This window comes from Cellulomonas avistercoris, assembly GCF_014836445.1.
GTDB classification, from domain to species: Bacteria; Actinomycetota; Actinomycetes; order Actinomycetales; family Cellulomonadaceae; genus Cellulomonas; species Cellulomonas avistercoris.
In genome coordinates, this window is record NZ_JACSQV010000018.1 from 1 (window position 1) to 26,616 (window position 26,616).

At 75.2% G+C, this 26,616-nt stretch carries 23 protein-coding genes, 1 tRNA gene, 1 other RNA gene and 1 pseudogene; 19 read left to right on the top strand and 7 right to left on the bottom strand.

Translation table 11 applies throughout. The features are described from left to right. Positions 1–547 (bottom strand): annotated as a pseudogene (locus tag H9657_RS16850) (glycosyltransferase); the annotation flags it as partial. 94 nt (positions 548–641) lie between these two features. On the opposite strand from H9657_RS16850, the gene H9657_RS16855 reads away from it, so the two are divergent. Beyond that, positions 642–1,286: a TetR/AcrR family transcriptional regulator gene (locus tag H9657_RS16855; protein ID WP_191784593.1), complete on the top strand. Its 645-nt coding sequence runs from the start codon at positions 642–644 to the stop codon at positions 1,284–1,286. 21 nt (positions 1,287–1,307) lie between these two features. On the opposite strand, the gene H9657_RS16860 is transcribed toward H9657_RS16855, so the two are convergent. Further along, positions 1,308–1,808: a DUF6584 family protein gene (locus tag H9657_RS16860; protein ID WP_191784594.1), complete on the bottom strand. Its 501-nt coding sequence runs from the start codon at positions 1,806–1,808 to the stop codon at positions 1,308–1,310. Between the two features lie 103 nt (positions 1,809–1,911). Further along, entirely contained in the window at positions 1,912–2,199 is a 288-nt protein-coding gene (locus H9657_RS16865) for a DUF4287 domain-containing protein (protein ID WP_191784595.1), read from the bottom strand. A gap of 239 nt (positions 2,200–2,438) precedes the next feature. Between H9657_RS16865 and H9657_RS16870 the strand changes: the two genes are divergently transcribed. The 3 genes from H9657_RS16870 to H9657_RS16880 all read left to right on the top strand — a co-directional run bounded on the left by H9657_RS16870 (position 2,439) and on the right by H9657_RS16880 (position 6,173). Then, positions 2,439–5,249 (top strand): eCIS core domain-containing protein, encoded by a 2,811-nt coding sequence (locus H9657_RS16870; RefSeq protein WP_191784596.1) that lies wholly within the window; start codon positions 2,439–2,441, stop codon positions 5,247–5,249. A gap of 46 nt (positions 5,250–5,295) precedes the next feature. After that, a complete protein-coding gene (locus H9657_RS16875) occupies positions 5,296–5,985 on the top strand; it encodes an LmeA family phospholipid-binding protein (protein ID WP_191784597.1) in 690 nt (229 codons plus the stop codon). A gap of 103 nt (positions 5,986–6,088) precedes the next feature. Continuing rightward, positions 6,089–6,173 (top strand) — tRNA-Ser (locus H9657_RS16880). A 62-nt stretch (positions 6,174–6,235) separates the two neighbouring features. Here the strand turns inward: H9657_RS16880 and H9657_RS16885 are convergent. Then, a complete protein-coding gene (locus H9657_RS16885) occupies positions 6,236–6,931 on the bottom strand; it encodes a winged helix-turn-helix transcriptional regulator (protein ID WP_191784598.1) in 696 nt (231 codons plus the stop codon). 76 nt (positions 6,932–7,007) lie between these two features. Between H9657_RS16885 and H9657_RS16890 the strand changes: the two genes are divergently transcribed. Then, positions 7,008–7,664, top strand: coding sequence for a maleylpyruvate isomerase family mycothiol-dependent enzyme (locus H9657_RS16890; RefSeq protein WP_191784599.1), 657 nt, complete (start codon positions 7,008–7,010; stop codon positions 7,662–7,664). 44 nt (positions 7,665–7,708) lie between these two features. Here the strand turns inward: H9657_RS16890 and H9657_RS16895 are convergent, their stop codons facing one another. Next, a complete protein-coding gene (locus tag H9657_RS16895; RefSeq protein ID WP_191784600.1) occupies positions 7,709–8,830 on the bottom strand; it encodes a hypothetical protein in 1,122 nt (373 codons plus the stop codon). A gap of 180 nt (positions 8,831–9,010) precedes the next feature. Here H9657_RS16895 and H9657_RS16900 point away from each other — a divergent pair, with 180 nt between their 5' ends. From H9657_RS16900 to H9657_RS16935, 8 genes are all read left to right on the top strand, one after another. Continuing rightward, positions 9,011–9,754: an AAA family ATPase gene (locus tag H9657_RS16900; RefSeq protein WP_191784601.1), complete on the top strand. Its 744-nt coding sequence runs from the start codon at positions 9,011–9,013 to the stop codon at positions 9,752–9,754. A 148-nt stretch (positions 9,755–9,902) separates the two neighbouring features. Next, a complete protein-coding gene (locus tag H9657_RS16905) occupies positions 9,903–10,946 on the top strand; it encodes a LacI family DNA-binding transcriptional regulator (protein ID WP_191784602.1) in 1,044 nt (347 codons plus the stop codon). Between the two features lie 163 nt (positions 10,947–11,109). Beyond that, positions 11,110–11,844 carry a cupin domain-containing protein gene (locus tag H9657_RS16910; RefSeq protein ID WP_225215541.1) on the top strand — a complete coding sequence of 245 codons (735 nt, stop codon included), beginning with the start codon at positions 11,110–11,112 and terminating at the stop codon, positions 11,842–11,844. Between the two features lie 59 nt (positions 11,845–11,903). Further along, a complete protein-coding gene (locus H9657_RS16915) occupies positions 11,904–12,932 on the top strand; it encodes a substrate-binding domain-containing protein (protein WP_191784604.1) in 1,029 nt (342 codons plus the stop codon). Between the two features lie 61 nt (positions 12,933–12,993). Next, a complete protein-coding gene (locus tag H9657_RS16920) occupies positions 12,994–14,511 on the top strand; it encodes a sugar ABC transporter ATP-binding protein (RefSeq protein ID WP_191784605.1) in 1,518 nt (505 codons plus the stop codon). Further along, positions 14,504–15,532: an ABC transporter permease gene (locus H9657_RS16925; RefSeq protein ID WP_191784606.1), complete on the top strand. Its 1,029-nt coding sequence runs from the start codon at positions 14,504–14,506 to the stop codon at positions 15,530–15,532. The genes H9657_RS16920 and H9657_RS16925 overlap by 8 nt, the downstream gene beginning before the upstream one ends. Beyond that, positions 15,529–16,539, top strand: a complete 1,011-nt coding sequence (locus tag H9657_RS16930; RefSeq protein ID WP_191784607.1) for an ABC transporter permease — start codon at positions 15,529–15,531, stop codon at positions 16,537–16,539. The genes H9657_RS16925 and H9657_RS16930 overlap by 4 nt, the downstream gene beginning before the upstream one ends. Then, positions 16,536–17,543: a DUF4432 family protein gene (locus H9657_RS16935; RefSeq protein WP_191784608.1), complete on the top strand. Its 1,008-nt coding sequence runs from the start codon at positions 16,536–16,538 to the stop codon at positions 17,541–17,543. The genes H9657_RS16930 and H9657_RS16935 overlap by 4 nt, the downstream gene beginning before the upstream one ends. 10 nt (positions 17,544–17,553) lie before the next feature. Here H9657_RS16935 and H9657_RS16940 read toward each other — a convergent pair whose 3' ends face one another. Continuing rightward, positions 17,554–18,828: an amidohydrolase gene (locus tag H9657_RS16940; RefSeq protein ID WP_191784609.1), complete on the bottom strand. Its 1,275-nt coding sequence runs from the start codon at positions 18,826–18,828 to the stop codon at positions 17,554–17,556. 145 nt (positions 18,829–18,973) lie between these two features. On the opposite strand from H9657_RS16940, the gene H9657_RS16945 reads away from it, so the two are divergent. From H9657_RS16945 to H9657_RS16965, 5 genes are all read left to right on the top strand, one after another. After that, positions 18,974–19,921 carry a hypothetical protein gene (locus tag H9657_RS16945; RefSeq protein ID WP_191784610.1) on the top strand — a complete coding sequence of 316 codons (948 nt, stop codon included), beginning with the start codon at positions 18,974–18,976 and terminating at the stop codon, positions 19,919–19,921. Positions 19,922–19,981: 60 nt separating this feature from the next. Beyond that, positions 19,982–20,078, top strand: an RNA gene (ffs, locus tag H9657_RS16950) — signal recognition particle sRNA small type. Between the two features lie 161 nt (positions 20,079–20,239). Continuing rightward, positions 20,240–21,070 carry an ABC transporter ATP-binding protein gene (locus H9657_RS16955; RefSeq protein ID WP_191784611.1) on the top strand — a complete coding sequence of 277 codons (831 nt, stop codon included), beginning with the start codon at positions 20,240–20,242 and terminating at the stop codon, positions 21,068–21,070. After that, positions 21,067–22,428: an FtsX-like permease family protein gene (locus tag H9657_RS16960; protein WP_191784612.1), complete on the top strand. Its 1,362-nt coding sequence runs from the start codon at positions 21,067–21,069 to the stop codon at positions 22,426–22,428. The genes H9657_RS16955 and H9657_RS16960 overlap by 4 nt, the downstream gene beginning before the upstream one ends. 87 nt (positions 22,429–22,515) lie before the next feature. Beyond that, positions 22,516–25,320 (top strand): DNA polymerase III subunit gamma and tau, encoded by a 2,805-nt coding sequence (locus H9657_RS16965; protein ID WP_191784613.1) that lies wholly within the window; start codon positions 22,516–22,518, stop codon positions 25,318–25,320. Positions 25,321–25,380: 60 nt separating this feature from the next. On the opposite strand, the gene H9657_RS16970 is transcribed toward H9657_RS16965, so the two are convergent. Then, positions 25,381–25,776, bottom strand: a complete 396-nt coding sequence (locus H9657_RS16970; RefSeq protein WP_191784614.1) for a VOC family protein — start codon at positions 25,774–25,776, stop codon at positions 25,381–25,383. Positions 25,777–25,855: 79 nt separating this feature from the next. Between H9657_RS16970 and H9657_RS16975 the strand changes: the two genes are divergently transcribed. Next, entirely contained in the window at positions 25,856–26,581 is a 726-nt protein-coding gene (locus H9657_RS16975) for a TetR/AcrR family transcriptional regulator (RefSeq protein WP_191784615.1), read from the top strand. Positions 26,582–26,616 lie beyond the last annotated feature (35 nt).

A 26,616-nucleotide genomic window follows, 5' to 3' on the forward strand; every position in this document is an offset into this window, starting at 1 on the left:
GCGTGAGGTCCCAGCGCAGCAGGCCGATGCCGGTGCGCCCGGCACGGTCCGGCTGGCCGTGCAGGCCGGGCAGCGGCGTCAGCCCCGGCCCGAACGGCGGGACGCCCGGGTGCGGGGCCGCCGACGGGAAGATCGAGACGGCGACCGTGCGGGGCCGGGACGCACGCGGGCGCGTCGCGACCGCGAACGCACCCAGGAACAGGGGCTCGAAGACGAGTGCGCCGACCGAGCCGTCGAGGACGGCGTCGAGCGCCGCGACCTGCGCGTCGAAGCGCCCGATGAACATGTGCGTGAGGTCCCAGCGCAGCAGGCCGATGCCGGTGCGCCCGGCACGGTCCGGCTGGTCGACGTCGAGCGTGCGCTCGTCGAAGCCCGCGTCGGGCGGCAGGGGGACGAGCTCGGCGCCGGTCGCCTCCACCTCGCTGCGGAAGCGCTCGCCGGTGAGGAAGCGCACCCGGTGTCCCGCCTCGACCAGGCCGCGCGCCACCGGGAGCAGCGGAGCGACGTGCGCGTGCATCGGGCACGCGGCGACGACGGTGGTGGGCATGGAGGCCCCTTCCGGGCGGGTGCGGACGCGCCGTCGGCCCTAGGCTGCTCGGCGACCCGCGGAGCATTTCACCACCCCGAGAGGGAGGGCAACGGTGACGGCTGAGTCCTCGCGCCCCGACCGCTCGACCGTCCGCGCCGAGCCGGCCGCCGCCACGCGCGAGCGCGTGCTGCGGGCCGTCGCGGACGAGGTCACGGCCGTGGGCTACGACGCCGCCACCCTGGGCCGCATCGCCCGCCGGGCCGGTGTCCCGGTGGAGACGGTCAAGGCCCAGGGCCCCAGGCGTGAGCTGCTCGTGCGGGCCTTCGAGCTGGTGTTCGCCGGCGCCGAGGGGGAGCACTCGCTGGGTGACGGTGCGGCCGCGCAGGCCGGGACCCTGCCGGACGACCCGGAGGCCCTGCTGCGCACCATGACCGCGTTCGTCGCCGACGCGTACGCCCGGTCGGTGCGCCTGTGGGAGGCGTTCCTCGTCGCCGCCGGCACCGACGCCGAGGTCCGCGACGAGTACGTCGCGATGACCGCCCGCCGCCGCGCCGAGACGCGCGGCCTGCTCGCGCTGCTCACCGCGCGCGGTGTGCCGCGGCCCTTCGACGTGGAGCACGTGCTGGACGTCGTCGAGCTGCTGTACTCCCACGAGTCGTGGCGACGCCTGGTCGAGGACCGCGGGTGGACCCAGGAGCGCTGGACGACCTGGACCGTGACGTCGACGCTCGCGGTGATGGGCGGGGCGCTGGCCTGACGAGCGGTCCGTCGGGAGGCGTCAGAGGATCCAGCCGACCACCGTCGCCGCGCCGATCGCGACCAGCGTGACGAGCACGAGGCCACCCAGGAAGCACCCGACCCCGGCCAGGTCCCATCGGGAGCCACCGACCTCGCGGCCTGGCGAGGTCCAGTCGAGCTTCTTGCCCGCGTGCGCCTCGGCGCGGGCGCGCACGTCGAGCAGCCGCTGCTGCGCCGAGGCGGTCGCGGCGGCCTGCTCGTCGCCACGCCACCGCAGCGCCCGCATGATCCGGACGGGGTCGTCCCCGCAGGCGCGTTCGAACGCGGCCACCTCGTCGGCGTCGCGGTGCTCGGCGAGGTACGACCAGCGTCCGGCCTCGACGGCGTCGCCCTGGAGCCGGAGGACGTCGGCCAGCCGCTCACGGGCGTCGAGGCGGTGCGGCAGGCTCCGCACGAGGCTGCGCAGCCGGGTGAGCGCCATCTCGACGTCACCCGTGCGCAGGTCGTCGTCCACCCGTGCCAGGGTCCGCTCCACGGTCACGACGGGACTCTAGGGTCGCGGTGATCAGGGGCGCGGGTCATTTCTCCGACGTCGAGCGCTCCCCGCGCACCCGGCCGCCGTCGGCGCGGGGGAGCGCCTGCCGTCACACGGGGCGCGCCGCCCGCCCGTCGAGCCAGAGCGTGTCCGAGGCGTCGCGGTGCGACCCCGTCGTGCCGACGTGCTTGTCCGAGATCGCGGGGCCCTTGGTGATGACGTGCACCATGGCCATGCCGTGGCCGCGGCCCAGACCGTGCTCGTCGGCGAGCCACGCGAGGATGGGGCCGGCCTTGGTGGACGCGTCGAACCCGCGCTCGTGGGCCTGCTCGAGCAGCTGGCGCGGTGTGAGACCGGTCTTCTCCTCGACGGCGTCGAGATAGGCCTGGAAGGACATGCGGGGGCTCCCTGGGTCGTGGGTGGTGCGAGGGTAGACCGCCGGGGGCGGCCGGACTCGTCGGCCTGACGCGGAGCGGTCGGGCCCCGACCCGGTCCGCGGTGACCGTCGCCACGGCGCCGCGGATCTGTGACCATGGACGGGTGAGCACCGCGGGTGCAGCACGACGACCGGCACCGGGGCGCGCGACCCGCTCGGCGGACCGCGCCGGTACGCGAGCGCCGGGCACCGCGCCGACGGTGCCCGCCACGCCCCTGACGCGGCTCCAGGAGGCCGGCGGCAACGCCATGACCGTGCGGCTGCTGCGTGCGACGGCCGCCGGTCGCGACGTCGACGCCGCCGTCGCCGACCGGATCGGCGCCCGGGCCGGCCGGGGCGAGCGGCTCGCGCCGGACCTGCAGGGTCGCTTCGGTGACGTCGCCGGCCACGACGCGGTGGCCGGGGTGCGGGTGCACCGCGACGCGGAGGCGGCCGACCTCGCCCGGGCGGTCGCCGCACGCGCGTTCACGGTGGGAACCGACGTGTTCTTCGGCCAGGGCGAGTACCGGCCGGACACGCCGACCGGGTCGCACCTGCTCGCGCACGAGCTCGTGCACACCGTCCAGGCGCCCGCCGCGCCCGCGTCGTCGGGGCTCACCGTCAGCGACCCGGGCGACGCGCACGAGGTCGCCGCCGAGCGGGCGGCGCCGCAGTGGGTCGCGGGTGCGGGCGCGGCCGCGTCCCAGGCGCCGGTGGCCCGGTCGTCCGCGATCGCCCGCGACCCCACGGACGACGTGCGGCCCGACCTCGCCGACCGCTACGCGCCGCTGCTGCTGCCCGCGCTCGACCCGGCCGACCGGGTCCGGCTGGACCAGGCGACCGGCGGTGCCGACCTCGTCGCCGTGATCGCACGTCGCGACGAGGCACGCACCGCGCTGGCCGCCGCCGTGGCGGACCAGCACGACCGCTCCGGGGTGGACGTGGACGCGGCGGCCCGGGTGCGGGCGCTGCAGACCCTGGACGCCGAGCTCACCGCGCGGATCGAGGGCGAGCTCGCCGCGCTGGACGTGGCCGACGAGCGCGAGCTGCTGCGGCTCGTGCAGGAGTGGTTCCCGGCCCGCTTCCTCGCCGAGGCCAAGCAGGTCGCGATCGAGATGCTGGATCACAACGCGCGCGAGGCCCGCAGCGAGCTCGAGCGCTACTCCGCGCTCGTCTGCTCACCGGACGTCGAGGGCCTGCTCGCGGCCGACCGCACGCTCGCCGAGCTCGCGCCGCAGTCCCTCGCCCTGTCGATCCAGGCCGCCGAGTCCGCGCTGTCGAGGTACGCCCCGGCCGCGGGCGTCCTGACGCCCGAGGAGTTCGCGCGGCGGGTGCCGGAGAACGAGCAGTCCGTGATGGTCGACATCGCGAACCTGGACCGCAACCGGCAGATGCTCGCGCAGCGGGTGCCGATCTACCAGGCGGCCCGCTACTCGTTCGGCCGGACGTACCCGATCCTGCTGACCAGCGCGTACGTCCCGGGGTCGTTCGCGTCGGCGGACCCGGCGGCGCTCGGCGGGATGGTCGGCGGGACCGTCACCGACGTCCTGGCCAACATCGAGCGGGTCCGCGACGCGATCGACGACGACGACCTCAAGGTCTGGAACATGCGCGACGTCCTGCGCATCACCCAGGAGCGGCTCGGGGTGACGAACGAGACCCTGCTCGCGGCCATCCGGACCCGGATCGAGGCGATCGAGAGCGACGCGACCTTCCTGGGGTGGGTCACGGCGGCCCTGGCCATCACCACGACCCTCCTGGCGGGCATGCTCTTCACGCCGGCGGCGGGCGCGGCCGTCGCCGCCGCGTGGGGCGCGGCCTCCCTGTACGGCAGCATCACCAGCTACCTCGACGAGTCCGCAGCCGAGCACGTCGCCCTCGACGAGGCCGTGGCCGACCTGTCGCTCAACGAGCCGTCGCTGACGTGGGTGCTGCTCGACGCGGCGTTCCTCATGGTGGACCTGGCGCCGGTCGCACGGGCGCTGCGACCGGCCGCGCGCACGCTGGCGGCGAACGGCGACGCGGTCGCGCTCGCCGCGTTCCGCAGCCGCGCCGCGACGGCGTTCGGTGAGGACGTCGCCGAGGGGCTCGCGACCCGGGCGGCCGGTCGGTTCGGGATCGGCGCGGCCGGCCTGCAGGTCGCCGAGGCGCGGCTCGCGAGCGCCCGGACCGTCCTGGCCGGTCTGGACCTGAGCGACGACGCGATCGCCCGCGTCCTGGCCAAGGGGGCGGACGTCAACCAGGTCAAGGGCCAGCTCTTCGAGGAGATCATGCACGTCGACGTCGCGCGCCGGATGGCCGCGGGCGCCGACGACGTGCTGGGCGTCGCCGACACCGCGGGCCTCGAGGTCATCGAGGGCCACCGCATCGCCGACCTCGCCGGGCGCCAGCTCACCGACGGCGTCGTCGCGCGGCGGCTGCCCGACGGGACGCTCGAGCTGGTCACGGTGCTGGAGGCCAAGTCGGGCAGGGGGGCGGCGCAGGGGCTGCGGTCGGCGTCGAGCGGGATCGGCGACCCCGAGGAGTTCGCCCGGTTCCTCATCGAGGAGAACCGCGACGCGGTGCTGCGGGTGCTGCGCAAGAACGGTCTGACCGCCGACGCGCAGGCCGTCGCCCGGGGCGGCGAGGAGCTGTCCGACGCCGCGATCGAGGCCGTCGCCGCGGACAAGAGCCTGCGCAGGCTCGTCACGCAGGCCGAGCTCGGCGGGCAGGTGCGCAAGGACGTCGAGCGGCTGGCGCCGAGCACGAGCAGCCTCGACGACGTCGCGTCCGAGCTCGACGAGGTGCCGGCGCAGATCCTCGTGGACGGCATGCCGACGACCGTGCGGATGAGCCCCACGCGGACGCGGTTCGTCGGCGTCGTGCCGCAGGACGTGCCCACGGACGCGATCACCGCGGCGCTGACGGGTCCGAAGCGGACCTTCAACTTCACCGCGCTGCAGCTGGGTGGCCCCGCCGCCGAGATCACCGCGCGCGCCGAGCGGCTGATCGCCGCGCAGGCGGCCCTCGCGACGTCCGCACCGGCGCCCTGAGCCCGTTCGCCGGGTGCACCCGGCGGTGCCGGGCGAGACTGCGCCCATGGAGCGACGGCGGCTGGTGGACGGTGTGGTCGGCGCGGGTGTCGCCGTGCTGGTGATGGTCGTGGTGGTCGTCGTCGCGGCGTTCGCGCTGACCCGGCCGGTGTCGTCGGGGGAGCCGGCAGCGGGGCCGACGAGGGAGGCCGAGCCCGCGGGCGACGTGCCGCCCGAGGACCTCGCCGCGGGCGACCTGTGGCTGGGCGGGCTCACGCTCGACGCGGACACCCTGACGACGCCCGACGGCACGCTGCACGACGTCGAGGTGACGGGCGAGGACGTGCGGACGGGGGCGTCCGGCCTGGTCGCGGGTGCGCTCACGGTCGACGCCACCGTGCCGTTCGCGCTCGTCGCCGAGCAGATCGGCCCCGACGTGCGGGTCGGACCCGTGCCGGGCAGCCCGGACCAGGCGGCGGTGCACCGCACGTTCGAGGGCCTCGGCCGCGTGCTCGACGTCGAGGCGACCGGGACCGTCACGGTCCGGGCGGGCCGTCTCGTCATCGAGCCCCGCACCGTCGACATCGGCGGGCCGGCGTTCCTGGCCGACCTGTTCGGGGCGCTCGCGCGCCGGCTCGTGACGATCGAGCACGAGATCGAGGGCATGCCGGACGGTCTGGTCCTGCGGGACGTCACCGTGCAGGACGACGGGTTCCGCGCGGCGCTGCGGGGGACGGACGTGCGCATCGAGCCGTGACGGTGCTCGGTGCCGGGGGCCCGCTGCCGGCGTACGAGGCGCGCGCCTTCCTCGGCTAGACTCCTACCCGCAGTACGCCCGCTCACGCGGGCGCGCGGCACCAGGAGGATTCGCCTAGTGGCCTATGGCGCACGCTTGGAAAGCGTGTTGGGGTAACACCCTCGGGGGTTCGAATCCCCCATCCTCCGCCGTGCGACGTCGCCGGACGTCAGCCCAGGCCGGACCCTCAGGGGTCCGGCCTGGTGCGTTCTCAGGGCTCCCCGACCCGCTCGGCCCGGTCCTCGAGCGACGTCGCCCCGACCAGCGCCCGCACGACGGGTTCGTCGCCCGTGACCCGCACGTCCGCGAGGTTAGCGAGGGGGGCGCCCCCGATCACGCACGCCTTCCACGCCCGGGTCGTGGCGTGCACCTCCGCGTCCACCGGGCCGGGTGCGGCCGACCGCTCGACACGCGTGCCGTGCGCCGACACGGTGGCGAGGTACGTGACCGGCTCGGAGTCGTCGTGCCGGGAGTCGGTGAGGTGCAGCGCGACGCGACGCTCGTCCGCGAGGCCGGGGGCCGGCCGCGCGTGGGCGCGCATCGCCAGGACGACGGTGTCCGGGCTCATGTCGGCGTCGCGGGGCAGCGCGGGCGACGCGACGGCCCAGCGTGACAGCGCCGTGTTGACGGCCTCGAGCTCGCGACCCCACTCCGTGAGCTCGTAGACGTCGACGCGGCTCGGCAGCCGCCGTCGCCGCAGGACCTCGCCGGTCTCCAGCTCGTGCAGGCGCTGGGTGAGGACGGCAGGCCCGACGCCGATGACGTCGCGCTGGATCTCGCTGAACCGCTTGGCACCCAGCAGGAGCTCGCGCACGACCACCATCGTCCAGCGGTCCCCGACGAGGTCGAGCGCGTGCGCCGCGGCGCAGCCGTCGTTGTACGAGCCGTACGAGCGTCGGGACCCCATTGACACAGCGTACTTCGGAAACAGTAGTGTTCACTACTGATCTGGAAGCACTGAGTCGCGAGCCACCAGGAGACGTATGAGCGAGGTCGCGGATGACCGCCCCGACGACCGGCTGTGGGCGCTCGCGCACGCCGAGCGCGCCGCCCTGGCGGAGGACCTGGCCCACCTGAGCCCCGAGCAGTGGCGGCACGGCACCCTGTGCGGCGAGTGGGACGTCGAGGAGGTCGTCGCCCACCTCACCGCCGCGGCGAGCGTCAACCAGTGGCAGTGGCTGCGCAGCATGCTCGGCGCGCGCTTCCGCCCCGACGTGCACAACCGCCGACGGCTCGACGAGCACCGCGGCCGGACCCCCGCCGAGACGCTCGACCGCTTCCGCGCCGTCGTCACCAGCACCACGGCTCCGTCGAGCCACACGCCGGCCTACCTGGGGGAGGTCGTCGTGCACGCGCAGGACATCCGGAGGCCGCTGGGGGTCACGCGCACGCCGGACGTCGACGCGCTCACGCCCGTCGCCGAGTTCTACGCGCGGCGCGACTTCACCGTGGACAGCCGCAAGCGCGTCGCGGGGCTCGGTCTGCGCGCGGACGACGGCCCGTTCCGCGCCGGGGACGGCCCGCTCGTCACGGGGTCGACGCTCGCCCTCGTCATGGTCATGGCGGGTCGGGCCGCCTACCTGGACGAGCTCGACGGGCCGGGCGTGGTGACGCTGCGGGAGCGCGTCGCCGGCGTGTAGCCGCGTCCAGCAGCTGCTGTGCGTTCTGCGTCGAGGCGCGCCCGTCAGCGACGGCTGCGGCGACGAGGTGCTTCCTGGCCGAGGAGCTCGTACATCTGCTCGGCCCGTGCGCCGAACGTCGAGATGGCCGAGTGCACGAGGTTCAGCCAACCGTGCGCCACCCAGTCGTCCTCGGCCAGCACCTTCGCGACCGAGTCGAGCGTCCACGGGATGACGACCAGACGGGAGTTCTCGAACTTGTCCTGCGCGAGCCCGTGTCTGCGTGCGAGGACGATGTCCGCAGCGGTGATGCCACTTCCCTCGAGGTCGACGTGTCCCAGTAGTCCGAACTGGTATCGCCGGAGGTCCCACATCGCCGTGTGGAACCGGACGTTCTCGGTGTCGATGTCGACTCCAAGCTCCTCCGCGACGCCTCGGACGAGACCGAGGTGAGGATCGAGCGCGTTCCGCGCGTCTCGATCACGATCCTGCATCCCCTCGTTCACAGAGATGTGCCAACCCGAGCGACCGCTGGAGGCGCGCGACGACCGACGAACCAGTATCAGCTGGTCGTCGTCGGTGACCACCGTGGCATTGAGCCCGACGGCGTGCACCATGCCGGGGACCGGGCGATCGAGGTCCAGCCCTGCGGGCGGCTCCGTGCCGTCGGCATCGAAACGCTCCTGCCAGAGCGCGCTGCACACCTGCGCCGCCGCGAAGTCGGACGGGACCAGGGTCAGCACCAGGTTCGGCCGTTCCTCCGTCCCGACCCGGCTCATCCGGATGGCCTCGACGCCCAGCGAGTCGCCGTTCCACCCGTCGGCGTCCGGGCCCGCGAGCCGCTCACGCTCCGCCTCGATCTTCGCCAGCAGCCCTGAGGCGGATGTAGGGAGATGGCGAGGATCGGCCCGGGTCAGTGCCCGCGACAGCTCGCGGGGCCGGTGCTTGACCTGCAGATCGTCGTGACGCCACCCGTCGGGGACGAACTCGATGGTGTAGAGGCACTCATCCGCCCGCCGGATCAGATCGCCGTGCGTTCCCAGTCGCTCGAGCCTGCGCCGCGCGCGACGGCGGAAGCGCTGGCGCACCAGCACACCGAGGGTTCGCCCCGTCGCGGCCTCGACCAGCATGGTGGCGATGACACCCAGGAGGAGTGGACCGACGAAACCCGTGACCGCCTCGATCATGTGCGCATGCTAGGTCGCGGTCGCCGACGGGCGCCGCCGAGGGCGCACCGCGGCTCGTCAGCCGCCGGGGAATCACCCGGACGCCCCGGTCACCGACCTCGGGCAGCGCGGCTCGCGCTGCCCGAGTGCGCGTCGAGGGCCTGGTTCGACCCTGTCGGCGGTCCGTGGTGGGGTGGGCGCATGGTCGCGCGCACAGGTCCCTGGAGCACGCTGCCCGTGCGTCGGGTGCAGGCGCGGACGGGTGTGTCGGGGCTCGACACGGAGCGCGGCGGGGACTGGCACCTGACCGTCCCCGCGGTGCGTCAGGTGCTCGAGCAGGGCTGGGACCTCGGCCCGGTGACCGTGCTGGTGGGGGACAACGGGGCCGGCAAGTCGACGCTCGTCGAGGGCATCGCCACCGCGTTCGGCATGGCGGCCGAGGGCGGGTCGACCGGGTCGATGCACCGCACCCGCCCCACCGAGTCGGGGTTCGCGCACGACGTCCAGCTGGTGCGGGGCGCGGGTGCCCCGCGGCGCGGGTTCTTCCTGCGGGCCGAGACGATGCACGGCTTCTACACGTACCTCGACGAGCACCCCGGCAACGACCCCGTGTTCCACGAGATGTCCCACGGCGAGTCGTTCCTCGAGCTCATCGGCTCGCGGATGATGTACCCCGGCCTGTACGTGCTCGACGAGCCCGAGTCCGCGCTGTCGTTCACCGGCAGCCTCGCGCTGCTGCGGCACCTGCACGACCTGGTCCAGCACGACTCGCAGGTGATCCTCTCGACGCACTCGCCCCTGCTCGCGGCGCTGCCCGGCGCGACGGTCTACGAGGTCGGCGAGTGGGGGCTGCGCGAGTCCGCGTGGGAGGACCTGGACCTGGTCGTCGGCTGGCGCGGCTTCCTCGACGCCCCGGAGCGCTACCTGCGCCACGTCCTGGACTGAGCGCGGCGCGCGGCGGCGCGGAACCGCAGGCCACGCGCCTGCACGTGACGGGCGCCGCCCGGCCGCGCCGTAGTATCCCTAGCCGACAGGGCGTCCGCCGGCGCCCGGGGGGACCTCGGTGACGGGGCACGAGGGAGGCGCAGCACTCATGACCGCGAGGTCCCGTGCCGACCGTGCGACACGCATCGTCGGCGTGCGCGCCGTGGCGGCGCACGCGGGCGTCTCGCTCGGCACGGTGTCGAACGTCCTCAACAGCCCGGCCCGCGTCTCGGCCGAGACGCGCGAGCGCGTCGAGTCGTCGATGCGGTCCCTGGGGTTCGTGCCGTCGCGGGCGGCCGGCCAGCTGCGCAGCCGGCGCTCGGAGCTGATCGGCGTCGTGGTGCCCGACGTCGGCAACCCGTTCTGGGCGGGGGTGCTGCGCGGTGTCGAGTCGGTGACCGAGGTGGCCGGTCTGACGATGCTCGTGGCGTCGACGCACCAGGACCCGGCACGTCAGCGGCGGCTGCTGCGCGACCTCGAGAGCCAGGGGGTCGACGGGCTCGTGGTCGCGCCGATCGTGGACCGCGCGTCGGACTGGGCGCCGTTCGAGGAGCGCCGGTTCGGCGTCGTGACGCTGGACCGGCGGTCGCCCGGCTCGGGCGGTGCGTGGGTCAGCCTCGACAACGTGCTCGGCGCGGGCCTGGCGATGGGGCACCTGGCCGACGTCGGGTACCGGCGCATCGCGCTGGTCAACGGCCCGGTGTCCGTCTCGTGGTGTGCCGAGCGGCGCGAGGGCGCACGCGACGCGCTCGTGCGCCGCGGGCTCGACCCGGCGGACGTCATGCTCGAGGTCGAGGTGACCGACCTGACGGTCGAGGAGGGCGGGGCTGCGGTCGCGCCGCTGCTCGACGCCGGGTCGATCGACGCCGTGATGTGCGTCAACGACATGCTGGCGCTCGGTGCCCTGCTCGAGATGCGGGCGCGCGGGCTGCGCGTGCCGGACGACGTCGCGCTCGTGGGGTACGACGACACCGACTTCGCACCGGCGCTGAACCCCCCGCTGACGACGGTCCACCAGCCGTCGTTCGAGATGGGGGTCGCGGCGGCGGCGCTGCTGCTCGAGGCCGGCGAGCGTGAGCCGGGCGCCCACGTGGAGTTCCAGCCGCGGCTGGTCGTCAGGGGCTCGAGCCAGAGCGGTGCAGGCTTCCCGTAACGCCTGAAGGTTGCGCTGACGGCGACGCCGCCGGAGCCGTTGTTGACAGTCCCTGTCGGCCCGGGGACTCTTGAACCGGTTCAGAATGAACCGGTTCAATCCGCCGGCCCGGTACGGGCGCGGCGCGTGTCAGACGGAGGACGGCAACGTGGCCAGGACGTACGTGACCCGACGTGAGTACGACGAGTGGCTGAACGAGGCGGCCAGTCTGGCGCGCGCGCTGCGCTACCCGATCACGCCCGACATGGTGAACGACTCCGCGGGCATCGTCTTCGGCGAGGACCAGTACGCCGCCTTCGAGAACGGCCTGTGGTCCCGCGAGGCGTACGAGCTCATGGTGATCTTCGAGTCCCTCAACGAGCCCGCCGTCGACGGTCTGCCCACCGGCGGCGCGCAGCACGCCGAGTACTCGGGCCTGTGCGACAAGCTCATGATCGTCCACCCCGGCAAGTTCTGCCCGCCGCACTTCCACCAGCGCAAGACCGAGAGCTACGAGGTCGTGCTGGGGGAGATGGAGGTCTTCTACGACCCCGAGCCCGTGGCCGTCGGCGACGAGCCCCCGCTCGCGTTCCGCCCCATGCCGGTCGGCGACGCCTGGCCCGAGGGCGTCGCGCTCGCCGCGGGCCGCGAGGACTCCTACGCCCGCCTGACCAGCTACGTGCGCCTGCGTGCCGGTGACCCCAAGTTCGTCATGCACCGCAAGCACCTGCACGCGTTCCGCTGCCCGGCCGACGCCGACACGCCTCTCGTCGTCCGCGAGGTCTCGACCTACAGCCACGAGCCCACCGAGCACGCGCACGACAAGCCGGCACCCCTGCCGTCGTGGGCCGGCGTGCACGACAACGCGTTCGTCGCGCCCGCGGCCAACACCGGCCGGCTCACGACCGCCATCCGCTGACGGGCGGCCGCCCGGCCGCCCGACCCGTTCCACGCCACACACCTGTCGAAGGAGACAACGTGCGACACCTGTCCCGTGCACTGGCCCTCGCCGCCGCGAGCGCCCTGCTGCTGTCCGCCTGCGCGAGCGGCGCCGACGAGCCCACCCCGGGCTCCACGAGCGGTGGCCCCGCCGCCGACGTGCAGTTCGAGAAGAAGGACCCGCTGAAGATCGGGTACTCCGTCTACGACCTGCAGAACCCCTACTGGCAGTCGTACGCCGCCGGCGTCAAGGCGGGCGGCGAGGCGGCCGGTGTCGAGGTCGTCGTCGTCGACCAGAAGTCCGACCAGCAGCAGCAGGTCTCGGGCAGCCTCGACCTCATCAACCAGGGCATCTCCGGGCTCATCGTGACGCCCGTGCAGCCCTCGGCCCTGCCGTCGACGATCGACGCCGCGCACGACGCGAAGATCCCCGTGGTCATCGCCGACATCGGCACCGCCGGCGACTACGACGCGTACATCCAGTCGAACAACGTCAGCGGTGGCGCCCTCGCCGCCGAGCACGTCATCGAGCAGCTCGGCGACACCCCCGGCCCGCACAAGGTCGGCGTCATCGAGCTGCACGCCGGCTCGGTCGTCGGTGAGGAGCGCGTCGCCGAGTTCGTCTCGATCCTGGACGAGCACGAGAACTTCGACATCGTCTCGAGCCTCGACGGCAACGACACCGTCGACGGCGGCTTCGCGGCGGCGCAGGACATGCTCTCGGCCAACCCCGACCTGGCGGTCATCTACGCCGCGAACGACGACTCCGCGATCGGCGCCCAGCGCGCCATGGAGACGGCCGGCAAGTCGGTCGAGGACGGCTTCATCCTCATCGGCTTCGACGGTGCCGACGGCGCCCTCGACCTCATCGAGCAGGGCCTCATGAGCGCCACCGTCGCCCAGGACCCGTACGGCCAGGGCGTCAAGGCGGTCGAGACCGTCCTCGCGCTCCTCGAGGGCGAGGAGGACTACGACGACGCGGCCACGAAGACCATCTTCTTCCCGGTCGAGATCGTCTCCGCCGAGAACCTCGCGGACTTCCGCGCGTCCCGCGCCTCGCAGGACTGACCCGCGACGGGGGCGGGCCGGACCGGCCCGCCCCCGTCCCCGTCGATCAAGGAGTCGTCCGATGACGGCAGTGGTGCAGGTCCTGGACGTGGTCCAGGAGTACCCCGGGGTCCGGGCGCTCAAGGGCGTGTCCCTGGACCTCGCCCCCGGCCAGGTGCTCGGCCTCGTCGGCGAGAACGGCGCCGGCAAGAGCACCCTCATCCGCATCCTCGGCGGGATCGAGCAGCCGGTCTCCGGCAGGCTCGTCGTGCGCGGCGAGGATCGGACCTTCCGCGGCTCCGCCGAGTCGCAGGCCGCCGGCATCAGCGTCGTCAGCCAGGAGTTCCGCCTGGTGCCGCAGCTGTCCGTCGCGGACAACGTCTTCCTGGGCCACGAGTCCACCCGGGCCGGCGTCGTCGACGCCGCGGGGACACGCGCCCGCACCGCCGAGCTGCTCGACCAGCTGGGCCTCGACCTCGACCCCGACCGCCCCGTGTCCTCGCTGACCGTCGGCGACCGCCAGATGGTCGAGATCGCCCGTGCGCTGTCCCGCGAGTTCGACGTCCTCATCATGGACGAGCCGACCGCCGCGCTGAACGGCGCCGAGATCCTGCGGCTGCACGCGATCGTGCGTCGCATCGCCGAGCAGGGCAAGGCGGTCGTCTACGTCTCGCACCACCTCGACGAGATCTTCGAGATCTGCCACGACGTCGCCGTGCTGCGCGACGGCAGCCTCGTCGCGCACGCCCCGACCGCCGACCTCGACGAGGCGCGGCTGGTCGAGCACATGCTCGGCCGCGCACCCCAGACGTACGAGCGCGGCGCGGTCACGGAGCACGCCGGCGAGGAGCGGCTCACGGTCCGCGGCCTGCGCGTGCCGGGTGTCGCCGAGCCGTTCGACCTGAGCGTGCGCGCCGGTGAGATCGTCGGCCTCGCGGGGCTCGTCGGCTCCGGTCGCGCCGAGCTCACGCGCGCGCTGTTCGGCGACCTGCCCGCCACGTCGGGCGAGGTCCGGGTCGACGGGCGTGCCGTGCGCCTGCGATCGAGCCGTGAGGCCGTGCGCCACGGCATCTTCATGCTGAGCGAGGACCGCAAGGGCGAGGGCATCCTGCCGCACCTCGACGTCACCGAGAACGCGATGGTCTCGCGCGACCGCAGCGGCCTCGGCCTGCTGCGCCGCCTGCTGCCGGTGCCGGCCGACGAGAGCGCCCAGTTCGAGCGCCTGCGCACCGACATGCGCATCCGCGTGCCGCACGGCCGCCAGCTCATCGGCAACCTGTCGGGCGGCAACCAGCAGAAGGTCCTGCTGGGCCGCGCGCTGCTGTCCGGCTGCGCCGTGCTGCTGCTCAACGAGCCGACGCGCGGCGTCGACGTGGGCGCCAAGGTCGACATCTACCAGCTCGTCAAGCAGCTCGCGGAGGCCGGCGTCGCCGTCGTGGTCTCCAGCTCCGACGCCCCCGAGCTCGCCGCCATCACCGACCGGTGCGCCGTGTACTTCGCCGGCCGTCAGGTCGCCGAGCTGCACGGGCGCGACGTCACCGAGGACAACATCGTCAGCGCGTCGGTGGGCCAGACCGTCCAGGAGGGTTCCGATGTCTGACACCACCGCGACGCGGCTCGTCGCCGACGAGCGCGCCCGCTCCGCCGAGCGCGCCCGGCAGGCCGACAGCCGCCGGCGGGTCCTGCAGAACGCGGGCGTGCTGATCCCGTTCCTGCTCGTGCTCGTCGCGGGCCTCGCGTTCGTGCCGCACTTCGCGTCCGGCTCCAACGTCACCAACGTGCTCGTCAACGCCGCGATCCTCGCGATCGTCGGCTACGGCATGACGCTCGTCATCGCGGTGCGCGGGATCGACCTGTCCGTCGGGTCGTCGCAGGCGCTCGCCGCGTGCGTCGCCGCCGCGGCCGTCAACGCCGCGGGCCCGCTGGTCGGTGCCGTCGTCGGCGTGGCCGTCGGCGCGGCGCTCGGCCTGGTCAACGGCGTGCTCGTGACCCGCCTGCGGGTGCCGGGCTTCGTCGCGACGCTGAGCACCATGAGCGTGTTCCGCGGGCTCGTCCTGCTGTTCACGGGCGGTGCGCCGATCATGATCGCCTCGACGTCGTTCAAGTCGGCCGCCACGACCTCGGTCCTCGGCGTCCCGGTGCCGTTCCTCGTGGCGCTCGTCCTGGGCGCCGTGGCGTGGTTCGTGCTGGACCGCATGCGCTTCGGCAAGCACGTCGTCGCGGTCGGTGGCGCCCCGGAGGCGGCCGTCGACACGGGCATCAGCGTCGACCGGGTCCTGCTGCTCGCCTACCTCGTCGCGGGTGCCGCAGCCGGTGTCGGCGGCGTCCTGCTCGCCAGCCAGCTCGGCGTCGTCAACGGCTCGGTGGCCTCCGGCCTGGAGCTGCAGGCCATCGCGATCGTCGTCCTCGGCGGCACCAGCATGGCCGGCGGGCGCCCGCGCATCATCGGGACGTTCATCGCCGCGCTGCTGCTGTCGATGATCAACTCCGGCCTCAACCTGCTCAACGTCCCGTCGTTCTACCAGTACGTCGCGCTCGGGGGCCTGCTGGTCTTCGCCCTCAGCATCGACGGAGCGCAGCGTGCCGCCGTGCGCCGCATGCTCGAAGGGAGGCACTCGTGACCACCACCGACACCACGGTCGCCGACAGCACCGCGGTTGCCACGCGCACCGGACCGCTGACGGTCGCCCGCCGGCTCCTCGCCCGGCACTACCTCGTGGTCGTGCTCGTCGCGCTGTGCGTCGCGGTCGGCCTCGCGCGGCCCTCGTTCTGGGGCACCGGGAACCTGTCGAACGTGCTGTTCCAGGCGTCGTTCGTCGGGCTCGCGGCGTGCGGCATGACGCTGCTCATCTCCGCCGGCCTGCTCGACCTGTCCGTGGGCGGCGTCATCGCGGTGTCGTCGATCGCGGTCGCGACCGTCCTGCCGCACACGACCATCGGCGCGGCCATCGCGCTCGCGCTGCTCATCGGTGCCGGGCTCGGGCTGCTCAACGGCCTGCTCGTCACCTACGTGCGGATCGCGCCGTTCATCGCGACCCTCGGCACGCTCTACCTCTTCCTCGGGCTGGCGTTCATCTGGACGTCCGGCAAGGTCGTGCCCATCACATCGAGCAACTACCGCGCCACGACCACCGGCACGCTCGGCTGGGTGCCGGTGCCGTTCCTCGTGCTGGTCGTGCTCGCCTTCGTGACGTACCTCGTCCTGCAGCGCACGTACTTCGGCCGCACGCTGCGGGCCTTCGGCTCGAACGAGCGCGCCGCGGAGCTCGCGGGTCTGCCCGTCGCGCGCGTCAAGGTCGGCGTGTTCGTGGTCGCCGGGATCTGCTTCGCGCTCGCCGGGGTGTTCATGGCCGGGCGGCTGTCGTCCGCCGAGGGCAACATGGCCATGGGCTTCGAGATGAACGTCATCGCCGCCGTCGTGGTCGGCGGCACGGCCCTGCGCGGGGGACGAGCGACCACGTTCGGCACGGTCGTCGGTGCCGTCCTGTTCGCCGTGCTGGCCAACGCGCTCAACCTGCTCGCCGTCGCGTCGTACTGGCAGTACGTGCTCACCGGCACGGTGCTGGTCGCGGCGGTCGCGCTGGGCGCGCGCCGCTCGGCCGCCGCCGAGGTGCGGGGCGCGGGATGACGCGCGCGGCCGGCGACCCCGACGTCGCGCTGCGCCGCCTCGTGGGCGACCCGGCGCAGCTCGTCCACGTCGAGCGCCTCGTGCGGGACGACGGGCCCGGCCGCGGAGCCCCCGTGCTCCTGGTGCGCAACCCGCGCGGCCTGTCGTTCGAGGTGCTGCTCGACCGTGCCATGGACGTCGGCTGGGCCGACGCGCCCGGCCTGCCCCTCGCCTGGCGCTCGGCACGCGGGCCGGTCGCGTCGCAGCGGTACGAGCCGCAGGGCACCGGGTGGACCCGGACGTTCGGCGGGGGCCTGCTCAGCACCTGCGGCCTGGCGTCGACCGGGATGCCCTCGACGGTCGACGGCGTGCACCACCCCCTGCACGGACGGGTCGGGCACATCCCGGCCGAGCACGTGCGCTGGGGCACGGTCACGCTCGACGGCGTGCCCGCGGTCGAGATCCGCGGCGAGGTCGTCGAGGCCGACCTCGGTGCGCCGCCGCTGCGGCTGCGGCGCCGGCTGCTGGCCCGCACCGACCGTCCCGAGCTGTGGATCGAGGACGTCGTCACCAACGAGGGCTTCGCCCCGGCGCCCCACATGTTCCGGCACCACCTGAACCTCGGCTACCCGCTGGTGCGGCCGGGGACGGTGGTGTCCGCGACGGCCACGCCCGTCGGGACGCGCGACGGCGGCGAGGCCCCGACGCTGCCGTGGACGCTCGACGTCGCGGCCGACGGTGCGGGGGAGGAGACCGTGCTGTACTGCCGGCCCGCGCCCGGGCCGACCGCGACGGTCACCGTGAGCGCACCCGACGGCACGCGCGTCGAGGTGGAGCAGGAGACCGACGGGTGGCCCCTGCTCGTGCTGTGGCGCGACCCCCGGCCCGGCACCAACGTGCTCGGCGTCGAGCCCTCGACGTCCCGCGACGCCGGGCGCGCCCGGGCCGAGCAGGACGGCGAGGTGCGCGTGCTCCCGCCGGGCGGAGAGGTGCGCTACCGCACGGTCGTGCGCGTCCTGGCGTAACCGCCGCCGGTCAGGCGAAGCGCTCCGCGCGCTCGCGGACGCGGCCCTCGCCCAGGCCGCCGCGGGCCGTCGGGTCCCACGTGTACACCTCGGTGCCGGTGACGAAGACGTGCTCGGCGCGGGCGGTGACGTCGAGCGGGTCGCCGGACCAGACCACCACGTCGCCGTCGAGCCCGGGCGTCAGGGCGCCGACGCGGTCGTCGAGCCCCATGAACGCGGCCGGGTTCACCGTCAGCGCGCGCAGCGCGGTGTCGCGGTCGAGGCCCTCCTTGACGGCGAGCGACGCCTGGTGGACGAGGAAGTTGATCGGCACGACCGGGTGGTCCGTGGTGATCGCGACCCGCACGCCCGCGCGCGCCAGGACCCCGAGGTTCGCGATCGCGCGGTCGCGCAGCTCGACCTTGGACCGCGACGTGAACAGCGGGCCGAAGATGACGGGCACGTCGCGCTCGGCGAGCACGTCGGCGACCGCCGCGCCGTCCGTGCCGTGGTTGACGACCAGCCGGTACCCGAACTCGTCGGCGAGGCGCAGCGCGGTCGCGATGTCGTCGGCCCGGTGCGTGTGCTGGTCCCACGCGAGGTCGCCCGCGAGCACGGCGGCGAGCGTCTCCTTGGCGAGGTCCCGCTCGAACGGCTCGCCCTTGGCCGCGGCGGCGTCCCGACGCGCCGCGTAGCCCTGCGCCTCGACGAAGGCCCCACGGATCACGGCGGCGACGCCCAGGCGCGTCGACGGCAGCTTCTTCTGCTCGCCGTACACGCGCTTGGGGTTCTCGCCCAGCGCCGACTTCACGGACACGTCGTGCCGGATGACCTGCTCGTCGACCGTCCGCCCGCCCCACGTCTTGATCGCCACGGTCCGCCCGCCGATCGGGTTGGCCGAGCCCGGCTTGACCACGGCCGACGTCACGCCGCCGACGAGCGCGTCGCGGAACCCCTCGTCCTCGACGTTGATGCCGTCGATCGCGCGCAGCGCCGCGCCGTTGGGCCCGGTCTTCTCGTTGGTGTCGTCGCCGGCCCAGCCCTCGGCCTCCTCCATGACGCCCATGTGCGCGTGCGCCTCGACGAAACCGGGCAGCACCCAGCGCCCGGTCGCGTCGACCACCCGCACGCCGTCCGGCACGACGACGTCCGTGCCGACGGCCGTGACGACACCGTCCTCGACCAGCACCGTCGCACCGTCCAGCGGCGCCGACGCCACCGGGACGACGTACCCGCCGACGATCGCGACGGACCCCCGGGCGGTGCGGATCGGCGACGGGGGGACGGGCGTGCGTGCGTCGGGCATGGGGCCATCATCGCGCGCGACCGTCGACCGACGCCCGCCGGGCGGGCCCCGCGGTGCGCGGCGCGCGTGTGAGGGGAGCGTGCAGGTCGGCTCCCGGGCAGCCGGACGAATGTCCGGATCGCCGGACCTTCGTTAGCGTGGGCTCATGACCCAGGACCCCTCGCAGCCCCCCGAGGACCGGCCGCCCCACGGCTCCCGTCCCGCCCCCGACGCGACGTCCGCGCCGCGGACCGACCTGTGGGAGCTGGACCGGTGGCGCGCGCCCGTCGTCGGCGCCCTGCTCGGCGTCCTCACGCTCCCCGCGGTCGCGATGGCCCTGGTCGGGCTCCTCGTCCTGGCCGTGCAGGGCGTCGCGACGTGGCTGGTCGTCACGGCCGTGGCGCTCGTGACGACGTTGCTCGGCGGGTACGGCGCGACCGTGGCCGCGCGCGGCGGGCACCGCGGCGTCGTGCACCGGCTCGGGCTGCTCGCGTGGGTCTGGGGCGTGCTCGTCGTCGTCCTGGCCGTCGTGCTGGCGCTGTCGCTCGACTCGTCCGAGCGCGTCGCGGTCGCGGTGCTGCTCGTCCTCGGCGGCACGTACACCGTCGTGCTGGGGCTCGGGCTGTGGGCCGCGTCGCGGGTCCTGCCGGCGCCGGCCGGGCGTCCCGGCGGGTCCGAGGGCGTCGACGGGGGCCCGGCGACGCCGTCCGGTGCGTCGCCCACGGTCAGCGAGGTCCCCACGCCGACCCCCGCCCCCGACGACGACGAGGTGCTCGCCGACTGGCCCGAGTGGGGCGGTGCCGAGCGGGAGCCCGACGCCGGCCCGCGCCGTGACGCCGAAGACGTCGTCGACGTCGAGGTGGTCGAGGTCGTCGAGGTCGTCGACCCCGCGCCCGTCGGCCGTCGGACGCCCGCGATGCCGGCGCGCCCCGCAGCCCGGCCCGACGTCGAGCCCGAGCCCGCGCGTCCCCCGCAGCGGCGCAGCGTGACGTCCGGCGGCACGACGCCGCGGCGCACGACGTCGACCGGCGACCCGTCCGCGACCGAGCGGATCACGCGTCAGACCGGCGACGACGGTCCCCCCACGCAACGGCTCCCCCCGCTCGATCCGTGAGGTCCCGCCCGGGCGGGGGGGGGGGGGGCGCCGCCGCCCCCACCTGGGTTAAGGTGGTGCCCAGACCCCTCGTACGGCGTCATCTCGCTGAACTCCCCCAGGGCCGGAAGGCAGCAAGGGCAGGCGAGCTCTGGCGGGTGTGCGGGGGGTCCTTGCATGCCCGGACGCCGTCGGCCCCCGCTCCTGCACGCCCCGCACGGCCTGCGACCACGGGTGGGCGGCCACGCCGGCGGGTCCCCCCGCGGTCGCACACGGTGCGCGGTGCCACCCGACCGTCGCCGGACGCGGCACCCGCCGTCCGCGGCGCACGCTGGACGCATGAGCGAGAGGTCCGTACCCGTCCCGTCCCGCGCGCCCGGCAGCGCGCCGGCCGCCGCCGCTGCACCGGCTCCTGGCGTGCCCCGGCTCGCGGCCCGCGGGCTCGTCCACCGCTTCGGGGTCACGACGGCGCTCGCGGGCGTCGACGTCGAGCTCGGCGACGGCGAGTCGCTCGCGGTCATGGGCCCCTCGGGGTCCGGCAAGTCGACGCTGCTGCACGTCCTGGCGGGGATCCTCGTGCCGACGTCGGGGGTCGTGACGCTGCGGGGGCGCGAGGTCCAGGGGCTCGGGGAGAAGGAGCGGTCGCTGCTGCGGCGGAGCCGCTACGGGTTCGTGTTCCAGCTCGGCCAGCTGCTCTCGGAGCTGTCGGCGCGCGAGAACGTCGCGCTGCCCGCCATGCTCACGGGCACGTCGCGCGCCGAGGCCGAGGCGGCGGCCGACCGGTGGCTCGCGGCGCTCGGCCTGGCCGGCACGGAGGGGCGGCGGCCCGGTGAGCTGTCCGGGGGGCAGGCGCAGCGCGTCGCGGTGGCCCGCGCGCTCGTCAACCGGCCGGAGGTCGTGTTCGCCGACGAGCCGACGGGGTCGCTCGACCAGGCGACCGGCCACGACGTCATGAAGGTGCTGGTGGACTCGACGCGCGCGGTCGGCGCCTCGCTCGTCGTCGTCACGCACGACGCGGACGTCGCGGCCTGGTGCGACCGCCGCATCGACGTGCGCGACGGCCTGGTCGTCGCGCCGGGCTCGACGACGCGTGCCGGGGTCGGGCCGCGTCCCGGCGAGCGCGCCGGCGCGCCGGGTGGGGACCTCCTCGGCCCCGGCGGTGCCCGGTGAGGGTCAACCCGGTCCTCGCGCTCGCGCCGCGGCTGCAGCGCGCCGGGGGACGTGACAGCCGCACGACGACGGTGCTCGCCGTGACCGCGTTCGCGGTGTCGACCGCGCTGTCCCTCTCGGTCGTCGCGGCGCTGCTGGGCTTCATGGAGCGGGCCGCGCACCCGACGACCGGGCTCGAGCGCGATGCGGGCGGGTTCTACGTCACGCTCGCGGTGGTCGCGACGATCCTGCTGCTGGTGCCCCTGCTCACCCTGGGCGGCGGCGCCGCACGGCTCGGCGTCGCGCGGCGCGACGCCCGCCTGGCGGCCCTGCGGCTGCTGGGCGCGACCCCCCGCGAGGTCGTGGGGCTGACGCTCGTCGACACCGCCCTGCAGGGCCTGGCCGGCGCGGTGGCGGGGACCGCGCTGTACGGCGCCCTGCTGCCGGTGTGGACGCGGATCCCCTTCCAGGGGCGGCCGTTCACCGCGGCCGAGCTGTGGGTCGGGGTGCCCGTCGTGCTGCTCGCGTGGCTGGCGGTGCCGCTGCTCGCGGTCGTCAGCGGGGCCGTGTCGCTGCGGCGCGTCGTCGTGTCGCCCCTGGGCGTCGCGCAGCGCGTGTCGCGCCCCGGGCTCAAGGCCGTGCGGGTCGTCGTCGCCGTCCTGGCGTTCGTCGCGTTCATGGTGGTGTCGGTGATCGGTCAGTCCTTCGCCGCGGTGCTCGTCGGCATGCTGCTCGCAGGGCTCGCGGTCGCGTTCCTCACGCTCAACGCGGTGGGGCCGTGGGCGCTGGGCGTGCTGGGGCGCGTCCGCCTGTGGCGGGCGCGGACGCCCGAGCAGCTCCTGGCGGCGCGTCGCCTGCTCGACGACCCGCGCGCGGTCTGGCGCGTCGTCGGCGGCCTGGGGCTCGCGTCGTTCGTCGCGGGGTGCCTCGCGGTCGTGCCCGTGCTCGTGAGCGGGCCCGGGACGGACCCGGACGACGCGACGGTGTCGGCGGACGTGCTCACGGGAGCCCTGCTGACGCTCGCGATCACCTTCCTGCTCGCGGCGGTGTCGGCGGGCATCGCGCAGGCCGCGTCGGTGCTCGACCGGCGCCGCGAGCTGTCGCTCGCGCGGCTCGCGGGCGTCCCGACCGAGCTCTTCGACGGGGTGCGGCGCCGCGAGGTGCTGGTGCCGGTGGTGCTCGTGTCCGTCGGGTCGGCGACCGCCGCGCTCGTGATGTTCTTCCCGCTGTTCGGCGCGGCGGCGCTCGCGGCCCCGCAGGGGCTGCTGCTGCTGGTCGGCAGCCTGACCGTCGGGCTGCTGCTGGTCGTGGCGGCCACGGAGGCGACGCGTCCGCTGCTGCACCGGGTCCTGGCGGACACGGTCGTCCGGGCGGACTGAGACCGCCGTGCCGTGCGGCCGGGCCGGCTCCGTCGGGGCTGGGGACGGCGGTGTCGGCGTGTGGGCGGGGGACCGTAGGCTCGGGGTGTGAGCACCGCGCTGTACCGCCGCTACCGGCCCGAGTCCTTCGCCGAGGTCATCGGGCAGGACCACGTGACCGCGCCCCTGCGGCAGGCGCTGCGCTCGGGGCAGGCCAACCACGCCTACCTGTTCTCCGGTCCGCGCGGCTGCGGCAAGACGACGAGCGCGCGCATCCTCGCGCGCTGCCTCAACTGCGCCGAGGGGCCGACCGACACCCCGTGCGGCGTGTGCCCGTCGTGCGTCGAGCTGGCGCGCGGCGGCAGCGGGTCGCTCGACGTCGTGGAGATCGACGCGGCCAGCCACGGCGGCGTCGACGACGCACGTGAGCTGCGCGAGCGCGCGACGTTCGCGCCCGCGCGCGACCGGTACAAGGTCTTCATCCTCGACGAGGCGCACATGGTCTCGCCGCAGGGCTTCAACGCGCTGCTCAAGATCGTCGAGGAGCCGCCGCCGCACGTGAAGTTCATCTTCGCGACCACGGAGCCCGACAAGGTCATCGGGACCATCCGCTCGCGCACCCACCACTACCCGTTCCGGCTCGTCCCGCCCGACGTGCTCGTGCCCTACCTGGAGCAGCTGTGCGCCACCGAGGGCGTGCCCGTCGGCCCCGGTGTGCTGCCGCTGGTCGTGCGCTCGGGGGGCGGGTCCGTCCGCGACACGCTGTCGGTCCTCGACCAGCTCATCGCGGGCTCGGGCGACGAGGGCCTCGTCTACGAGGGCGCGGTCGCGCTGCTCGGCTACACGCACACTTCGCTGCTCGACGACCTCGTCGACGCGATCGCGGCGCGCGACGGCGCGTCGGCCTTCCGCGTCGTCGAGCGGGTCGTCGCGACGGGCCACGAGCCGCGGCGCTTCGTCGAGGACCTGCTCGAGCGCCTGCGCGACCTCATCGTCCTGTCGGCGTCGGGCGACGCCGCGGACGCGGTCCTGCGCGACGTGCCGGCGGACCAGCTCGACCGGATGCGGCGGCAGTCCACGCACCTCGGCGCGTCCGAGCTGTCCCGGTCGGCCGACCTCGCCAACGCCGCCCTCACCGAGATGGTCGGCGCGACGTCCCCGCGGCTGCACCTCGAGCTGCTCATGGCGCGTCTGCTGCTGCCGAGCGTCGACGACTCGCGCACCGGCCTCGGCGCCCGGATCGACCGCCTCGAGCGCGGGTTCGCCGCGGGCGGCGGCGCCGCGCCTGCGGCCCCCGTGGCGCAGGTGGCGCCGGACCACGCGGCACCGGCCGCCGCCCCTGCTCCGCCCGCACGTGCGGCCGAGCCCGCCGACGCCCGCGTCGCGCCGGGGACGGCCGGCGCGCCCGCCGCCGCGGAGGTCCGCGCGCCGTCGACAGCCCCGGCAGGGTCCGGTGCGCAGGGACGTCCGGCGTCCGACGCCGGCAGCGACGTCGGGTCGCGGCGGGACGCGCCTCGGGTCGACCCCCCGGCGCCGGCCGTCGCGGCGACCGTGTCGCCGTCCGCTGCGCCGACCGCACCGGTCGCCTCGCAGGCCGCGGCACCGGCTGCCCCGCAGCGTCCCGCGGCACCCGCCGCCCAGCAGGCAGCGGCACCCGCCGCCCAGCCCGCAGCGGCATCTGCCGCCCAGGCGGCAGCGGCACCCGCCGCCCAGCCGGCAGCGGCACCCGCCGCCCAGCCCGCCGCACCGGCGCCGGGCGCGGTCGCCGCGGCGGCCGACACCGAGATGCTGCGGCGTCGCTGGCCCGACGTGCTCACGACGCTGCGGCGGCTGCGGCTGCCCTCGTGGGCACTCGTCAACCAGCACGCGCAGGTCCTCGAGCTCGACGCCACGACCCTGCGCCTGGGCTTCGCCCAGCCGGGCCTCGTGACGACCTTCCGCAACAGCAACCACGCCGAGGTCGTCGCGCGGGCTCTCTCGGAGACGCTCGGCGTCACGGCCCGGGTCGAGGGCGTCCTCGACGAGCCGGGTGGCGCGAGCGTCCGACCTGCGGCCCCGAGCGCTGCCGACGCCCCGTCGGCGCCCGGCGCGATGTCGCGGGAGCAGGCGGCCGCCTCGTGGGACGAGCCGTCGCACCCCGCGCCGCGAGAGGCCGGGAGCGCCGCTGCGGACCGGCGGTCCGGCGGGCGGAACGCCGACGAGCAGCACGGCGACGACCAGCGCCGCCGCACCCAGGGTGCCCGCGACCGGAACGGCAGCGACGAGCACGGCGCTGCCGATCGCGGCCGCAGCACCGCTGCCACCGGCGACGCCGCGACCAGCGGTACCCCCGCACCCGCGCAGGGCACCGCATCCGGTTCCTCCGATCCGGGTGCCTCGGCCCGCGGCGGCGCCCCCGGCGTGGACGCCCCCGGGCGTCCGACACCACCGTGGGAGCCGGACGACACGGCCACGGGACCGCAGGGCGCTCCCGGCGCAGCGGCCGGGGCGTCGTCCACGGCGTCCGCCGGACCGCCGGTCGTGGCCCACCCCGACGACGACATCCCGCCCGGGGACGAGCCGGAGGACCCGTGGGGCGCCGGGTCCGCACCCGCCCGGCGGTCGCAGCCCGGGACGGGCGGTCGGCCGGGCGGCCCTGCCGCGCAGGGTGACCCGCGTCCGGCGACGGGTCGGACGGCGCCCGGTCGCCCTGCTGAGGCCGGCCGCCCGAGCACGTCCCCGACCGGGGGGACGGCCCGCGAGCGCGGCGTCGCCGCAGCACGTGCCGCCGCCGCGCAGTCGCGCCACCGCAGCGCCGAGCCCGACGAGCCGTCGCCGGACGACCCGACCATCGGGCAGTCCGGGCTGATCGGCGTGCCGTTGGTCGCGCAGGTGCTCGGGGGCCGCGTGATCGACGAGCAGATCGACATCTGACCCGTCGCCGTCCGTCGCCGTCGGAGCCCACCCGACGCCGTCGGAACCCGCCCGACGCCGTCAGACCGCGTCGGGCGCCGTCACCCAGTGCACCAGCTGCCAGACGATCCCGTTGGGGTCGGCGACCTGGCAGTAGCGCTCGCCCCACGGCTCGGTCTCGGGCGGGGTGACGACGCGCGCGCCCGACGCCTCGAGGCGCGCGAACTCGGTGTCCACGTCGTCGACGACGAACGCGAGCAGCAGCCCCTGGCCGGCAGGTCCGGCGATCTCGGCGGGCTTGAACGACGCCAGGCCGGTGCGCAGGAAGGTCAGGTGGACGCCCGCCTCGGGGTGCGCGAGGGCGATGAAGCCGTCGGCGGACATGGTCTGGGTGAAGCCGAAGTGCTCGGTGGCGAACCGGGCCGAGGCCTCGACGTCGGCGACGTTGAGGGACACGGTGGTCGACTGGATGTGCACGGGTCCTCCTGCGGGTCGATAACTTTGTACGGCGTACAACGTGGTGGTCTGCTGAGATGTTCCCGGGAAGGTGGTGCTCGTGGCACGCGATCTGGTCGACCTGCTCTGGCGCGAGCACGCCGCCGCGCCCCAGGGCGGCGCCCGCGGCCCCCGGGCCCGCGTCACGACGTCCCAGGTGGTCGACGCCGCCGTCGCCCTGGCGGACGCGGACGGCCTCGACGCCGTCACCGTCCGCCGCCTCGCGGCCGACCTCGGCATCTCCACCATGGCCGTCTACACGCACGTCGGCAGCCGCGACGACCTGCTCGTCCTCATGGCCGACGCCACCCGTGCCACGCCAACGCGGACCACGTCCGCGAGCGACGACTGGCGGGTCCGCGTCGCCGACCTCGCCGCGGACGAGCTCGAGCTGCACACGGTGCACACCTGGCTGCTGGACGTCGCCGACCAGCGCACCGCCCTCGGTCCCGGCACGATCGCCCGCTACGACCACGGCCTGCACGCGTTCGACGGCCTGGGCCTGCGCGACGTCGACCGGGACGCGGCGCTCACCTTCGTCCTCGACTTCGTCCGCGGCGTCGCCCGCGCACGCCGCCCCGACCCGCACGGCGCCGCCATGGCCGCCGGCTGGGACACCTGGGGTCCGCGCCTCGCCGCCTACCTCGGGGGCGCGTACCCGCTCGCCCAGCGCGTCGGTGCGGCGGCGGGTGCCGAGATGGCCGCCCCCGCCAGCGCCGAGCACGCCTGGCGGTTCGGCCTCGAGCGCGTCCTCGACGCGCTCGCAGCGCTGCCTCGCGGTGACTGAGCGGCGAGGTGGTGCGAGGGCCCGGGCGCGACGCG

What these genes read in the sequence shown, in the direction of transcription:
- H9657_RS16865 (WP_191784595.1), bottom strand. Translation starts at nt 2,199, where the DNA reads ATGTCCTTCCAGGCCTATCTCGACGCCGTCGAGGAGAAGACCGGTCTC.
- H9657_RS16875 (WP_191784597.1), top strand. Translation starts at nt 5,296, where the DNA reads ATGGAGCGACGGCGGCTGGTGGACGGTGTGGTCGGCGCGGGTGTCGCC.
- H9657_RS16885 (WP_191784598.1), bottom strand. Translation starts at nt 6,931, where the DNA reads ATGGGGTCCCGACGCTCGTACGGCTCGTACAACGACGGCTGCGCCGCG.
- H9657_RS16890 (WP_191784599.1), top strand. Translation starts at nt 7,008, where the DNA reads ATGAGCGAGGTCGCGGATGACCGCCCCGACGACCGGCTGTGGGCGCTC.
- H9657_RS16895 (WP_191784600.1), bottom strand. Translation starts at nt 8,830, where the DNA reads ATGATCGAGGCGGTCACGGGTTTCGTCGGTCCACTCCTCCTGGGTGTC.
- H9657_RS16900 (WP_191784601.1), top strand. Translation starts at nt 9,011, where the DNA reads ATGGTCGCGCGCACAGGTCCCTGGAGCACGCTGCCCGTGCGTCGGGTG.
- H9657_RS16905 (WP_191784602.1), top strand. Translation starts at nt 9,903, where the DNA reads ATGACCGCGAGGTCCCGTGCCGACCGTGCGACACGCATCGTCGGCGTG.
- H9657_RS16920 (WP_191784605.1), top strand. Translation starts at nt 12,994, where the DNA reads ATGACGGCAGTGGTGCAGGTCCTGGACGTGGTCCAGGAGTACCCCGGG.
- H9657_RS16925 (WP_191784606.1), top strand. Translation starts at nt 14,504, where the DNA reads ATGTCTGACACCACCGCGACGCGGCTCGTCGCCGACGAGCGCGCCCGC.
- H9657_RS16935 (WP_191784608.1), top strand. Translation starts at nt 16,536, where the DNA reads ATGACGCGCGCGGCCGGCGACCCCGACGTCGCGCTGCGCCGCCTCGTG.
- H9657_RS16940 (WP_191784609.1), bottom strand. Translation starts at nt 18,828, where the DNA reads ATGCCCGACGCACGCACGCCCGTCCCCCCGTCGCCGATCCGCACCGCC.
- H9657_RS16945 (WP_191784610.1), top strand. Translation starts at nt 18,974, where the DNA reads ATGACCCAGGACCCCTCGCAGCCCCCCGAGGACCGGCCGCCCCACGGC.
- H9657_RS16955 (WP_191784611.1), top strand. Translation starts at nt 20,240, where the DNA reads ATGAGCGAGAGGTCCGTACCCGTCCCGTCCCGCGCGCCCGGCAGCGCG.